Origin of the sequence: Rickettsia rhipicephali str. 3-7-female6-CWPP, from assembly GCF_000284075.1 — a bacterium.
Taxonomy (GTDB): domain Bacteria; phylum Pseudomonadota; class Alphaproteobacteria; order Rickettsiales; family Rickettsiaceae; genus Rickettsia; species Rickettsia rickettsii.
Map to the genome: position 1 here is coordinate 436,231 of NC_017042.1, position 14,083 is coordinate 450,313.

Genomic DNA, 14,083 nt, shown 5'->3' on the forward strand with positions numbered 1-14,083 from the left:
AAGCAAGATTCCAGAGATTGCTTCGTCAAAACTTATAGTTTTTCCTAGCAATGACGATGTCAACTTTTTTAGGCATACCTACTTTGCAGCTCTTTTACGGTCGTTAGGGTCAAGTAGAGCTTTACGTAAACGAATAGATTTCGGTGTTACTTCAACTCGCTCGTCATCTTGTATATAGCTGATTGCCTGCTCTAACGTTAAAAGCATTGGCGGAGTTAGTCTTATGGCTTCGTCTTTACCTGCTGCTCTAACGTTGCTCAGTTGTTTCGCTTTTAGTGGGTTTACCTCTAAATCATTATCACGATTATGTTCGCCGATAATCATGCCTCTATATACTTTGTCACTAGGGTTTATAAACATTTTCCCCCTTTCTTCTAGATTCCATAGAGCATATGCGACCGCTGCCCCGTCACCGTTAGAGATAAGCACGCCGTTACGTCTTCCCTCGATATTTCCTTTATAATCAGCGTATCCGTGGAAAATACGATTCATAATCCCTGTGCCTCGTGTTTCGGTTAAAAATTGGCTGTGATAGCCGATTAACCCTCTAGACGGTCCGATAAACGTAACACGGCTTTTACCACCGCCTGACGGCCTCATATCAGTCATTTCGGCTTTTCTCAGTGCTAAAGATTTTACGACTACTCCGACATAATCATCATCAACGTCAACTTGGATTTCTTCCATCGGTTCTTGCTTATTACCTTTCTCATCAGTTTGGAATAATACTTCGGGTCTGCTAATAGATAGCTCAAACCCTTCACGACGCATAGTTTCAATTAAGATACCAAGTTGTAACTCACCACGCCCTGCAACTTGGAAAGCATTTTTCTCGGCAGCTTCAGTAACTTTTAATGCAACGTTGCTTTCAAGCTCACGCATTAACCTAGCTCCAATTAAGCTCGACGTAACTTTTGTCCCTTCGCTTCCTGCAAGCGGTGAGTCATTAACGCTAAAAGTCATGGATAAAGTCGGCGGATCGATAGGTAGAGACGGTACGGCCTCGGTTACCTCAGGGGAGCAGATAGTATCGGCAACGTTGGCGTTTTCAACGCCTGCTACGGCAATAATATCGCCGGCTGTAGCATCATTTATAGCGATTCGCTCTAAGCCTCTAAAGGCTAATATTTTAGTGATACGTCCGGTTTCAAGTACTTTATTCTCACGATTTAATACTTTTACGTTTTGGTTAATTTTAACAGTGCCGCTTTGTACACGACCTGTTAAAACCCTACCGAAGAAAGAATTATATTCTCTAGTAGTAACAAGCATAGAAAACGGTGCTTTGTCATCGGCTAAGGGTTTTGGTACATGCTGTACTATAAGGTCGAAAAGCGGTGCTAAATCATCTGCTAAATTGTCTAAAGGATTAATTTTATCATCAAAGGTTAAAGATGCTCTACCTGTTCTACCTGATGCATAAACTATAGGGAAGTCAAGCTGATCGTTGTTTGCTTCAAGTGCCACAAATAGCTCAAATACTTCATTGATAACTTCTTTAATTCTTTGGTCATCTCTATCGATTTTATTAATAACGACAATAGGTTTTAAGCCCAGATTTAACGCTTTAGAAAGCACGAATTTTGTTTGCGGCATTGGTCCTTCTGATGCATCGACAAGTAGCACTACACCGTCAACCATGCTAAGGATGCGTTCTACTTCACCGCCAAAATCAGCGTGTCCTGGCGTATCAACTATATTGATACGGATATCGTTCCACATAAGAGCAGTGCATTTGGCAAGTATCGTGATTCCACGCTCACGCTCAAGATCGTTAGAGTCCATAGCACGCTCAGCAACTGCTTGGTTAGCCCTAAATGTTCCGCTTTGTTTAAGCATGTTATCAACAAGCGTAGTTTTCCCATGATCAACGTGGGCAATAATTGCTATATTACGAATAGATGTCATCTTTAAAAATTCTCACAAGTTTACAATAGTTTTTCGTATTATACACTGAAATACCAAAAATTGGAATATAAGTTCTTGAAAAAGAAATTGATTTAACTGCAGAATAAAAATTACTAAGAATTTTTAAACTTTAAAATAAGAGAAATTAATGAACGATAATACAGCTTTATTTATATTTGATTGTGACAATATTTTAGTTGGACATTCGCATAATTATATCGGAGAGAGGTTAGGAGGTTTAATAGCACGTAATATACAAAATCGCTTTTTTAGCTCCTATGAGAACGAGAGCAAGAAAAAGTTAGGCTTGAGCAAAAATTTTCTATAGAGCTGATGGAGAAATTCCTAGATAATGAAAATTTAGGTTGGAAAAATGAAGAGCAAATAGCACGCCTTTTTAAGAATATTATATTATCCGGTCATAAAATAGCTATAGCATCATTTAATGATTATCCTCATGCTGTAAAATATGCATTAGAAAGGTTACTGGGAAAGGAAGATGCAGCAAAAATTTATATAAAATCAGCTTTACCTTCTAATAATTTTGAAGAAATACAAAATTGTACTAAAAAAGAATATATAAGAGAAATAATGAATAATACCGAAATAACTAATAAAAAACGTATTTTTCATGGATGATGATATTAAACATGTCAATGCTGCAAAAGACTTATGGTATTACAGCAGTTTTGGTTAAGAACAAAGGAACAGAGCATATTCATAAAGCTTTTAATTTTTTATATGAATTTAATGAACAGCATGAAATTTATGTTGAGCTAGAAGAACTGGCTACTGAAAACCTTTGCGTAGTGATAAAGAGAGTACTTATTTAAGTCCTGAAGCAATAAAAGCTATTTCGTTTGAACCTATTTCTAGTCCTTATTATTCGGATGGCGAATATACACCATGGGGAGGTAGGAATGTGCCAATATTAGGTAAAGGTTAAGTTTTTAATTATAGACAAATTGCTTGATGTTATTTATTCTTAGATTAATAAGGGTGTTGCTCCAGTGTCATTCCCGCGTAGGCGGGAATCCAGTCATCTTGAATGGTCATCCCGCGACTTGATCGCGGGATCTCAGGATCACGGGATGACAATCCTAGTCGACACCGTTTAATCTAAAAGGATCAAGGATGATATACCGAATATTATGTTTATGCATCTTCATAATAAATTTCTCAACGATTACGGAGGCACAAAATGTGCCAATTAAAGAAGATAATTTTAAAGTTAGAGTAGCTGTTGCTGATGTACAATCTATATTGGAAGGTTCGATCGCTATAAAAGATTTGCGTAAAAAAATCGAAAAGCTTAATCATAAAATTCAAGAGGATATTGCTGCAAAAGAAGCAGAATTTAAACCGCTGGAAGAGAAGCTGCTAAATGAGCGTTCTCATTTAAGTGAAACCGAATTTGAGCATAAAGTAAACGAATTTAATGCAAAAGTTAGCCACGTTAGAAAAGAAATTCAGATTAAGAAAACAAAGCTTGAACAAGCCCACGCTGAGGCTATGAGTAGAGTCCATGAAACAACTATTACAATAATTAGTGAACTTGCCGAGAAATATAACCTTAATTTGGTAATTCCAAGTGCTCAAGTCTTATATGCTAAAAATAATTTGAATATAACTTCCGAAGTGACTTTTATGTTGAATGAGAGATTAAAAGAAGTAACAATAAACTATTGATAGTGTTGTATGGATTTTTGTGTGTCATTCCCGCCTACGCGGGAATGACATAAACAAGAGAGTATTTAATATGGCAGAATTTACACCGATTACAATTGCATACGGGGACGGTATAGGTCCTGAAATAATGGAGGCAGTGCTTTATATATTACGTAAAGCCGAGGCTCGTATTCGTTTAGAAACCATTGAAGTAGGTGCAAAGCTTTACAAGAAGCATTATACTTCAGGCATAAGCGAGGAAAGTTGGGAATCAATACAACGCACCGGTATTATACTTAAAGCCCCGATTACTACTCCGCAAGGTGGAGGATATAAAAGTTTAAATGTCACGATTCGTAAAACATTACAGCTTTTTGCTAATATTCGTCCTTCCGTTTCGTTTCATCCTTTTACTAGAACATTATATCCAAATTTAAACCTAACTATTATACGTGAGAATGAGGAAGATTTATACGCAGGTATAGAATACCGCCAAACGCATAATATGTATGAGTCAATGAAGTTGATAAGTCATACAGGATGTGAGAAGATTATTAGATATGCTTTTGAATATGCAGTAAAAAATAACCGTAAAAAAGTCACGTGTTTAAGCAAAGATAATATTATGAAATTTTCCGATGGGGTTTTGCATAAAGTATTTAATGAGATTGCAAAAGAATACCCGCAAATTAATAACGCGCATTATATTATCGATATCGGGACGGCAAGGCTTGCTACCAAACCGGAAATATTTGACGTTATCGTAACTTCTAATTTATACGGTGATATCATATCTGACGTAGCTGCTGAAATTTCAGGCTCGGTAGGTCTTGCAGGTTCTGCAAATATTGGGCAGCATTATGCGATGTTTGAAGCGGTACATGGAAGTGCTCCCGATATTGCCGGTAAAGATATTGCAAATCCGTCAGGGCTTTTAAATGCTGCAATAATGATGCTAGTACATATAGGGCAGGGTGATATCGCTACATTAATCGAAAATGCTTGGAAAAAAACTATAGAGGATGGCGTTCATACAGCCGATATATATAATGAGCAGAGTTCTAGTAAAAAAGTCGGTACAAAAGAATTTGCCGAAGAAGTAACGAAAAGATTAGGACAGTTACCGACAAAGCTACCTAAAGCAGCTTATCCCTTAATTGCTGAGAAGCAAGAAAGCAATATAGATTATAAAATTGATACTAAAGAAGTTAAACAATTGGTCGGTACGGATATATTTGTGAATATGAATGTATCTTCCGCTCACGATATAGCAGATAAAATTAATAAACTTGATCTTGGTAATTTTGAGTTAAAAACAATCTCGTCAAAAGGATTAAAGCTGTGGCCTCGTGATACAAGGTTTGAAACTGTTTCCGATCATTGGTGTTGTCGTTTTATGAATAAAGACGGCACAGAAATAAAGCATTTAGATATCACAAGATTGCTTGAAGCTTTAAGCACAGCAAATATCGATTTTATCAAAGTAGAGAATCTGTTTGAATTTGACGGGGTTGCAGGTTATAGCTTGGCTCAAGGTGAGTAAAAACGTTATTGCGAGTGAACTTTAGTTCGTGCGGCAATCTCAGGACTTTTGCATGAGATTACCTCGTTAATTATTTCATAATTTTCTCGCAATGATGAAAAAAGGATAAACACAATGACACTGTACTATATAGGAATTTTATTAGTAATTATTGGATTATTTGCTATATTTTCAGGAATAATCGGTTTTTTTAGATTTCCTGATTTTTATACTAAATTACATGCAGCAAGTGTTATTGAGAGTTTCGGCGTGCCTATTTGCTTAATAGGTTTTGCGTGCATTGAAGCAGATATGGTGAACTCTGTTAAATTAATTTTAGCGGCTTTATTGATTTTTATACTAAATCCGGTAGCAACTCATGCACTTGGTAAAGCATCTTTATTTACGAAAATTAGAGCTTATAGTACCGTCATTGTGAGGAAAATTACGAAGTAATTGACGAAGCAATCTCAGGATGCTTGATAAGATTGCCACGTCGAAATTACGTTTCTCCTTGCAATGACGTTAAATTTTAACAACCATATGATAGTAAAGACAGCTTTAAATTTTGATCTCGGCAATTACCTACTTAACTTAATTGTTTTTTTATTGATCTTAATCTCGATAAAAATAGTTTTTGCTAAAGATTTACTAAATGCAGTGATTGCTGCTTCTGTATTTAGCTTATTAATTGGTGTATCCTATCTTATTATGGATGCTCCTGATGTCGCAATGACTGAGGCAGCACTGGGAGCTTGTTTATCAACATGCGTATATTTGAATTTGTTGCGTAAATTACCTTCGGATTTAAAGAATATTGAGAGAACTAATATTATTCCAGCAAGTTTAATATGTTTATTGTTTGTAGTAACTCTTGCTTATATGGGGCTAGAATTACCGAATTACGGTGATGATAATGCTCCTATTCATATGCATTCAAGTAAATATTATATCGAAAATACCTCTAGAGATATAGGTGTACCTTCTTTTGTTGCTGCTATTCTTGCAAGTTATCGTGGATATGATACTTTAGGTGAAACTAGCGTAATTTTAATTGCAGGAATTGCCGTGCTGTTGATATTTTCCAGAAAGTCTGATGATGTCATACCGCGACTTGATCGCGGGATCTCAGGACACAGCAGGCGATACAAGATCCCGTGGTCAAGCCACGGGATGACAAATCCAATAATAAAATATATTACTAGTTTTATAATACCTTATATAATTTTATATAGTATATATATTCAGCTTAACGGTGAGTCTTCGCCGGGTGGTGGGTTTCAAGCAGGTGTTATATTTGCATCTAGCCTTATTGCTTATGATTTAGTTTACGGTAATCGAAAATTAAGCCGATATTTTCCTTCTAACGTGCTAGTTTGTATTGCGGTTTTAGGGGTAGCAATATATGCAATTGTAGGAACAATATCACTCTTTTTTAACGATAATTATTTAAATTATTATTCACTAACAAATTTTATCAATGATAAGCTACTTGCTCAGCATATTGCGATAGTTATTGTTGAAATTGGTATAGGTTTAACTGTTGCAGCTATTATGTACTTAATTTACAACGTATTTAATAATTATGAATAGTCTACTGGTACTAATTAAGCGTGAATTTATAGTGCAGAATCGCATTAATAATATAATTAAATATCTAGTTATATTTTTTTTATTTTGCATAATTAGTGCTGTTTTAATTAACAGTGAAAGGGATATTAACAAATTCGGTTTAATTTTTTCGGTAATTTGTTTATTAATTTCATTAATCGGTTTTTCTTCGGTTATATTTAAATCTGATTTGGAAGACGGAAGCTTAGAGTTATTATTATCAATTGTTAGTCATGAAGAAATTATATTGGCTAAATTTTGTGCTATATTTATCAGTAGTACGATAGGGCTGGTTTTTGTTTTACCCATTATTTATGTTTTTTTTGATCAAACTTTGCTTGAGATAATATTTTTCTTTATTAGTGTATGGATGATATTAGTGTTATCAAGTAGTTTAGTAGTGTTATCCGGTAGCGTGCAATGTTATTTTAAGAAGAATGCTAACTTTGTCGGTACATTTATCATGCCGTTATTAATTCCGAATATTATAATGACAGGTTTAATATTACAAGATAATAACTTACAATTAATTTTTATTATGATAGGAATTAATTTAGTATTTTTACCGATTGCACTCTTCTTGAGTTCCTGTTTAATTAAAAATATTTATAATATTACGTGATTTTGCTTTATTTTTACTAATGTAGTGATATAAAATAAAATGAATATTATTAATAAATTTTTTTTGAGTAAAATATATGTATATGTGGCAGGCTTTACGAAGGTTAATGGCAGCAAATCCTATGGGATTTTTTCTGTGGTCTATTATCACTAAATGGTATTTAATTATAGCGGTTGCTTCCTTAATTACTGTATATTATACAGTATTGGGCTTAAAAAAAATTGGGTTTATAGATTATTTTACTGAAACTACAGTCGAGATATTAGATACAACTAAAGCAGTTGCTCAAAATTGTACTACAAAACTCGGTCCTAATTGGAATCATTTAGTTAGTTTTTGGAATTGCTTAAGTGATCCTGGCGAATATAAGCATGAAAAAGGGACAGGAGCAAAAGTGTTAGAAGATGAAATAAATAAGCTTACGCCAAAACAAACAGATAGTGCTGCAGACGCTGAACGTCCTATAATAAATCCTTATGAAGAACTAGCAAATCCAAATAATCTTAATAATACCCCAAGCGGTAGTAATAATAATCGTTAATTTATGTCATTTTAATATTATATGTCGGATACTGAAGATAATAAAAACAAACAAACAACACGTCGTGATTTTATGGTTCTAACGGCTAGTAGTGTTGCAGCAGTTGGGGCAGCATGTACTCTTTGGCCTCTCGTTGATTCTTTAAACCCTTCTGCAGACGTGCTAGCTTTATCATCAATTGAGGTTGATTTATCAAATATTGCGGTAGGTCAAACAGTTACGGTTAAATGGCAAGGTAAACCGATTTTTATCACTAACCGTACGCCTGACAAAATAGCTGAAGCAAGAGCCGTTAAAATGTCAGAGCTGATTGATCCTGAAGCAGATGCAGCACGTGTGAAAGCAGGGCATGATAATTGGCTGGTGACGATCGGGATCTGCACGCATTTAGGTTGTGTGCCGCTTGCTAATCAAGGTGAATATGATGGATGGTTCTGTCCGTGCCATGGGTCACAATATGATTCTTCAGGTAGAGTTAGAAGAGGTCCTGCTCCTTTAAATTTAGCTGTGCCGCCTTACACTTTTATTAGCGACAAAAAAATTAGAATCGGGTAATTTATTTATGAATGAAGATATTACCCCTAAAAAGCCTAATGCTATTATAGAATGGATAGATTATCGTCTTCCTATTTTTGCGTTCCTAAAGCATTTTAGTCATTATCAAACTCCGAAAAATCTTAGCTATTTGTGGAATTTAGGCTCTATTACCGGTATTGCGTTAGTGATTCAGATAATCACCGGCGTCATACTTGCTATGCACTATACTCCGCATGTTGATCATGCTTTCGATAGTGTTGAGCGAATCATGCGTAACGTGAATTACGGTTGGTTACTGCGTTATACTCATGCGGTAGGTGCATCGATGTTTTTTGCCGCCGTATACTTACACATAGCAAGAGGTTTGTATTACGGCTCTTATAAGGCACCTAGAGAACTGCTTTGGCATATCGGTATCATCATTTTTCTAACCATGATGGCTACGGCTTTCATGGGTTACGTGCTTCCTTGGGGGCAGATGAGTTACTGGGGAGCAACGGTTATTACTAATTTATTTTCCGCTATTCCGTTCATAGGGGAGTTCATAGTTACGTGGTTATGGGGTGGTTTTTCTGTTGATAACCCGACATTAAATAGGTTCTTCTCACTGCATTATTTATTGCCGTTTATTATTGTTGCTTTAGTGATGCTGCATTTAGTGGCCTTGCATAAGCATGGTTCAAATAACCCAAAAGGGATAGATGTTAAAAGCCCTAAAGATACTATTCCGTTCCATCCTTATTATACCGTAAAGGATTTTGTCGGTTTCGGAGTTTATTTCATAATATTTGCCTATTTTATTTTTTACGAACCTAATTATTTAGGACATCCCGATAATTACATTCCAGCAAATCCGTTAGTTACGCCTGCCCACATTGTCCCTGAATGGTATTTTCTGCCGTTTTATGCAATACTTAGAGCCGTGCCGTCTAAGCTTGGTGGGGTGCTATTAATGTTCGGAAGTATATTTGTGTTATTCTTACTACCTTGGCTTGATACTTCAAAAGTTAGAAGTAGCAATTATAGACCGATATACCGCATTGCTTTTTGGATATTTATGGCAGATTGTTTATTGCTTGGTTATTTAGGCGGGCAGCCGGTAGAAGAGCCGTATATTACCATTAGCCGTTTTGCTGCTTATTATTACTTTTTTCATTTCTTAGTAGTTCTGCCGCTGATAGGTAAATATGAAAAACCGCTGCCATTGCCGGAGGAGTTGTAAGAGTTAAGTCATTGCGAAGCAATCTCAGGAGTTTGTTATTATTTCATGAGATTGCCGTGCAGCCTATGGCTGCTCGCAATGACGTTTTTTGTATTATACAAATTTATGAAGTAACCAATAGTATATATTATAGTAACTAACAAGAAAAATGGTATACTCTATACTGGTGTTACTTCTAATTTAATAAAAAGAATATATCAACACAAAAATGATACAATTAAGGGGTTTAGCAAAAAGTATAATTGCAAAATTTTAGTATTTTATGAGATTCATCAAACTATGAATTCAGCAATAAATAGAGCAAAACAAATTAAAGCCGGTTTAATAGAACAAACAAATATAAATTGGGATGATTTGTATAATGAAATTATACTGTAATAAAAACATCATTGCAAGGAAAGACCAAATCTCAACACGACAATCTTATAAAATAATAATAAACTCCTGAGATTGCTTCGTCAAAATTTTCAATTTTTCCTTGCAATGACGACTCAAAAAAATTTATGAAAACTAAACTATTTATCTCTATCATCATACTAATAACTTCGTGCTTAAGTTTAGCCAACGAAGAAGTATTACATCCAAAAAAGATGAAATGGTCGTTTGACGGTGTATTTGGTACAGTTAATCGTGAAGCAGCACAAAGAGGTTTTCAGGTCTATAAAGAAGTTTGTAGTGTCTGCCACGGTTTAAACAATTTATATTACCGTAATCTTAAAGATATCGGCTTTTCGGATGACGAGATAAAAGAGATTGCCAAAGGCTATACGATAAAAGACGGACCTAATGATGACGGTGAGATGTTTGACCGCCCCGCTCTTCCCTCTGATCGTTTTGTACCTCCTTACCCTAATGAGCAAGCAGCAAGAGCAGCTAATAACGGTGCCCATCCTCCTGATTTATCGTTGATAATAAAAGCACGTCATGACGGAGCTAATTATATATATTCGCTACTTACCGGCTATACCGAACCGCCGGCAGATTTTAAGCTGATGCAGGGAACTCATTATAATCCCTATTTCCCTGGCGAGCAAATAGCAATGCCGCCGCCGCTTACAGATGGTCAGGTAACCTATATGGACGGTACTAACACAAGTGTAGAGCAGATGTCGCAAGACATTACGGTATTTCTGCAATGGGCAGCTGAGCCGGAAATGGAACATCGTAAATCTATGGGTCTTAAAGTTATGATGTTTTTAGTGGTATTTACTATCTTTTTCTATATTGCAAAAAACCGCATTTGGTCTAATTTAAAGTAATTGTTGAGTGGATCAGTTTTCCTATTATTGGTGTTGTTGCATGGATCATTAAACATGTTCGATGTCATTTCTACGAAAGCAGGAATCCAGTAAAAAATGATAAAAAAACACAGCAAACTATATAAAAATTTAGTTTAGTATATAATTAGATTAAAAAACTGGATTCCTGCTTTCGTAGAAATGACATAAATAATCAGTCCATGCTGCCCCTTTTTGCCTCTTTCTTAGTATAATGACTTATCTTTGCTATACTTATCCTAAAATTTATATAGATAGGTATTTATGATTACTTATAACAGGATTTATTAGTTCAATAATTCCTGAAATTTTGAAAATATATAAAGATATTAACGACAAAAAACACGAGATAAATATTTTAGACCGTAAAATTGCTAATAACAAACTTAATCAGTCTAAAACTTTTACAGAGCTTACCATATCACAAGAAATGGCAGAGCAATATTCTCTTTACTCCACTTATAAATCAGGTGTTAGTTGGGTTGATGCTTTAATGGTTCGGTAAGATCCGTGCTTTCCTATAGCTTTTTTGCAATGTATGGAGGAGTTAAAGATGTTCAATATAAATCGTTAAAAAGTTCTGCTCTGCTAGTTGAATATCTAGATATATTATGGAGCATAGAAGATCAAACTATTTTTGCGGAGATTATTAGTTTCTATTTTGGGCAGTGTACTTTCAGCAAATTATGGAAATGTAAGACTTGAATTTAAATAGATAATTTTATATATTTAAATATATAACTAACAAAATTAATGGTGGTTTTATGTTAAAGAGCGTAAGATTATATATTCCGTCTATAGCAGCTATGATTTTATCTAGTAATATTGCAATAGCTAATAAGAATTATGATTCCGGTAATGCAACGCCACTGCGTCAGGTAGCAGATTTAATAGATAATCAAATTACAAATATTGATAATTTATTTAAAAATAGATTGCCGCTTTATGAATCTAATAGCATAAAAAGCAATTTTATTACTAAAGATAAGCAGTATATTATTGTTATGGAAGTACCTGGCTTTGATAAAAGTCAAATTAAGGTTAAAGTAAACGGTAATAAATTATTTATTACAGGGAATATAGAAGAAAAAAATAAAGCTGATGATTCAGATAATTATATGAATAAAAATTTTAATTATGTAATATCATTATATGAAGATGTAGATCAGGCAAATATCTCTTCAAACCTTAAGAATGGAATACTTACTATCATTCTACCTCGTATTGAGATTAAAGAACAAGAAGCAAGAGAGATAGTAATTGATTAATCAAGCATTGCTAAATATTAGCATTTAATTTTTCTGAAATAAAACCACTATTTCTCTATATAGTTAGGTAATTTTATTAGCTCCTGCTTTAGTTCATTATCTACTCCCATGGTTTCAAATTTTCGATCGACTAACAATATCGATTAACACGAACATGAGTAACAATAGCAATTTCGGCGTTACTTAAGTCAATATTACCGTTCTCATACTCTTTATATAAAGTTTTAAATTGTCCGCCGGTATTGGTTTGGTTTTCCGGCAGCGTAAAAATATAAAAATTTTCTTTTGGATAATCGGTAATAATATTTTTATCAAGCGCTTCTTGTTCTTTAATCTCAATACGAGGTAGAATGATAGTAAGTATTCCATTCTTAAGGTTTGAAGAGATATTTGCTTATCAAGTTTTTTAGCGGCTACTTCTCTTGCAATCTCTATGCCAAGCCTCATCCTATTATATCCGTCCTCTTTATCTGCAGCCCTTATATTTTGAGTATCGGAATTGATAGGTATTTTGGTATAAGAATGTCTTGCGGATAAAACCCATACATATTTTATATTCTTATCTATCTCAGGATTTTCGGTTACATAAATATTTTGTATTTCTGAGATAAAATTCTTGCGGATTTGTTCATTAGCAGGATCAAACTCTAGATTATTTAGATCGCTTATTACCTGCTCAAAATGTTTATCTTGAGTAAATTTTTGATAACTCTGAAATCCTAGAACCGAAGCTATAGCTATAATAAATATAGAAATAGCAGTAGTAAAGTTTTTATAGTTTTTCATGTTGCGATAAAAATAATAAGGTTGAAATATGAAAAGGTCATGCCAAAGCTTGACCATGATATCAAGAAAAATAACTTTTAGTAATTTATGCGCTTTTTAGCTTTGCTAGATCTTGAGGGGTAGGCAGGAATTTTTTAACCTTTTTAGGTAATGTTGCTGTAAGCTTAAATTGTGGTACTCCTATTGGTTTTTGGATGTCTTCTATAGCGTATTCTACAGTAATACCTTATTTTTCTTCGCACAAAATTAACCCAATTGTAGGATTATCCAAATTATCTTTAATTGTGCGATCCATTAAATTAAGATAAAAATTTAGTTTACCGGCATATTCCGGCTTAAACTTGCCGGTTTTTAATTCAATAACAACATAGCATTTGAGTTTTATGTGATAAAAAAAACTAAATCCAAATAATAATCTTCTCCCTCAAGTTCTATATGATACTGATTGCCAACAAATGCAAAACCTTGTCCTAACTCTAATAAAAAGTTTTTAATATTATCTATCAATTTATTTTCTAAATCTCGTTCTATTATTTTACCTTGAATATCTAAAAATTCTAAGTTATACGGGTCTTTTATAATCGACCTTGCTAAATCAGAGTGTAGCTCAGGTAAAGTATTGGAAAAGTTATTTATACCTTCCGCTGACCTTTCATGTAAATTACTTTTAATTTGCAAAGATAATACATTTCTTGACCAACCATTTTCGATGGTTTGTTGTGTATACCAAATTCTTTGATTTATATTTTTTAGTTTTGAAAAAATAATATAAAAAATATATTATGACTCCATGGGATTTCTCCAACCGTCTGTTGGAGAATTTGGTCATTATTATATTCTGCAAAAAACTGACGCATATAAGAAAGGTTTTGATATGATAATCCTTTCATTTCAGGAAATTCTTTACGCAAATCATCAGAACTATTTTGAATAACTTTTGATCCCCATTGTTCTTTATTCTGACGTTCTAAAATTAATTGTCCTATATTCTTCCAATAAAGAACTATCAGTTCTTTATTCACTGCTAAATGGGCTCTAATACGAGCTTTGCTAATTTCTTGTTTTAAATTTTTAATTAAATCAGTATATGATTCATTACTTAAAGTATTGCTCATTGATTT

16 protein-coding genes and 4 pseudogenes are annotated in these 14,083 nt (G+C 34.0%); 15 read left to right on the top strand and 5 right to left on the bottom strand.

Going from position 1 to position 14,083, the window contains the following annotated elements; translation table 11 throughout:
- Window positions 1-78: 78 nt before the first annotated feature.
- Complete coding sequence (typA, locus tag MCC_RS02365) at window positions 79-1,908, bottom strand: translational GTPase TypA (RefSeq protein WP_014408368.1); 1,830 nt, start codon at window positions 1,906-1,908, stop codon at window positions 79-81.
- Window positions 1,909-2,056: 148 nt separating this feature from the next.
- Here typA and MCC_RS09395 point away from each other — a divergent pair.
- The 15 genes and pseudogenes from MCC_RS09395 to MCC_RS02440 form a co-directional block, all read left to right on the top strand.
- A pseudogene (locus MCC_RS09395) lies at window positions 2,057-2,292 on the top strand (hypothetical protein); the annotation flags it as partial.
- Between the two features lie 251 nt (window positions 2,293-2,543).
- On the top strand, window positions 2,544-2,741 hold the full coding sequence (locus MCC_RS09400; protein ID WP_014408371.1) for a hypothetical protein: 198 nt from the start codon (window positions 2,544-2,546) through the stop codon (window positions 2,739-2,741).
- A gap of 301 nt (window positions 2,742-3,042) precedes the next feature.
- The gene (locus MCC_RS02385) at window positions 3,043-3,597 is read left to right on the top strand and encodes an OmpH family outer membrane protein (RefSeq protein WP_012152589.1); all 555 of its coding nucleotides are present in this window, start codon (window positions 3,043-3,045) and stop codon (window positions 3,595-3,597) included.
- A 70-nt stretch (window positions 3,598-3,667) separates the two neighbouring features.
- Window positions 3,668-5,119, top strand: coding sequence for an NADP-dependent isocitrate dehydrogenase (locus tag MCC_RS02390; RefSeq protein ID WP_014408373.1), 1,452 nt, complete (start codon window positions 3,668-3,670; stop codon window positions 5,117-5,119).
- Between the two features lie 114 nt (window positions 5,120-5,233).
- Entirely contained in the window at window positions 5,234-5,554 is a 321-nt protein-coding gene (locus tag MCC_RS02395) for a Na+/H+ antiporter subunit G (protein ID WP_014408374.1), read from the top strand.
- A gap of 63 nt (window positions 5,555-5,617) precedes the next feature.
- A complete protein-coding gene (locus tag MCC_RS02400; RefSeq protein ID WP_014408375.1) occupies window positions 5,618-6,691 on the top strand; it encodes a DUF4040 domain-containing protein in 1,074 nt (357 codons plus the stop codon).
- Window positions 6,684-7,331 (top strand): heme exporter protein CcmB, encoded by a 648-nt coding sequence (locus MCC_RS02405; RefSeq protein ID WP_014408376.1) that lies wholly within the window; start codon window positions 6,684-6,686, stop codon window positions 7,329-7,331. Before MCC_RS02400 ends, MCC_RS02405 begins: the two co-directional genes overlap by 8 nt.
- Window positions 7,332-7,413: 82 nt before the next feature.
- Window positions 7,414-7,872 (top strand): DUF2670 domain-containing protein, encoded by a 459-nt coding sequence (locus tag MCC_RS02410; RefSeq protein ID WP_014408377.1) that lies wholly within the window; start codon window positions 7,414-7,416, stop codon window positions 7,870-7,872.
- A gap of 21 nt (window positions 7,873-7,893) precedes the next feature.
- On the top strand, window positions 7,894-8,427 hold the full coding sequence (petA, locus tag MCC_RS02415; protein WP_014408378.1) for a ubiquinol-cytochrome c reductase iron-sulfur subunit: 534 nt from the start codon (window positions 7,894-7,896) through the stop codon (window positions 8,425-8,427).
- 7 nt (window positions 8,428-8,434) lie between these two features.
- The gene (locus tag MCC_RS02420) at window positions 8,435-9,631 is read left to right on the top strand and encodes a cytochrome b (protein WP_014408379.1); all 1,197 of its coding nucleotides are present in this window, start codon (window positions 8,435-8,437) and stop codon (window positions 9,629-9,631) included.
- Window positions 9,632-9,784: 153 nt separating this feature from the next.
- Window positions 9,785-9,886: pseudogene (locus tag MCC_RS10075) on the top strand (GIY-YIG nuclease family protein); the annotation flags it as partial.
- Window positions 9,887-10,134: 248 nt separating this feature from the next.
- Window positions 10,135-10,890 (top strand): cytochrome c1, encoded by a 756-nt coding sequence (locus MCC_RS02430; protein WP_014408381.1) that lies wholly within the window; start codon window positions 10,135-10,137, stop codon window positions 10,888-10,890.
- Between the two features lie 328 nt (window positions 10,891-11,218).
- Window positions 11,219-11,413, top strand: a complete 195-nt coding sequence (locus MCC_RS08850) for a hypothetical protein (RefSeq protein ID WP_155813844.1) — start codon at window positions 11,219-11,221, stop codon at window positions 11,411-11,413.
- A gap of 5 nt (window positions 11,414-11,418) precedes the next feature.
- Window positions 11,419-11,613, top strand: coding sequence for a hypothetical protein (locus MCC_RS08855; protein WP_155813846.1), 195 nt, complete (start codon window positions 11,419-11,421; stop codon window positions 11,611-11,613).
- Between the two features lie 59 nt (window positions 11,614-11,672).
- Window positions 11,673-12,176: an Hsp20/alpha crystallin family protein gene (locus tag MCC_RS02440; RefSeq protein ID WP_014408382.1), complete on the top strand. Its 504-nt coding sequence runs from the start codon at window positions 11,673-11,675 to the stop codon at window positions 12,174-12,176.
- A 183-nt stretch (window positions 12,177-12,359) separates the two neighbouring features.
- Here MCC_RS02440 and MCC_RS11385 read toward each other — a convergent pair.
- The 4 genes and pseudogenes from MCC_RS11385 to MCC_RS10095 all read right to left on the bottom strand — a co-directional run bounded on the left by MCC_RS11385 (window position 12,360) and on the right by MCC_RS10095 (window position 14,077).
- Window positions 12,360-12,540, bottom strand: a pseudogene (locus MCC_RS11385) (hypothetical protein).
- 507 nt (window positions 12,541-13,047) lie between these two features.
- Window positions 13,048-13,347: pseudogene (locus tag MCC_RS11080) on the bottom strand (PDDEXK nuclease domain-containing protein).
- Complete coding sequence (locus MCC_RS10085; RefSeq protein ID WP_050987077.1) at window positions 13,344-13,727, bottom strand: PDDEXK nuclease domain-containing protein; 384 nt, start codon at window positions 13,725-13,727, stop codon at window positions 13,344-13,346. Before MCC_RS10085 ends, MCC_RS11080 begins: the two are co-directional and overlap by 4 nt.
- Entirely contained in the window at window positions 13,712-14,077 is a 366-nt protein-coding gene (locus MCC_RS10095; protein ID WP_014408385.1) for a DUF1016 N-terminal domain-containing protein, read from the bottom strand. The genes MCC_RS10085 and MCC_RS10095 overlap by 16 nt, the downstream gene beginning before the upstream one ends.
- Window positions 14,078-14,083: the final 6 nt, after the last annotated feature.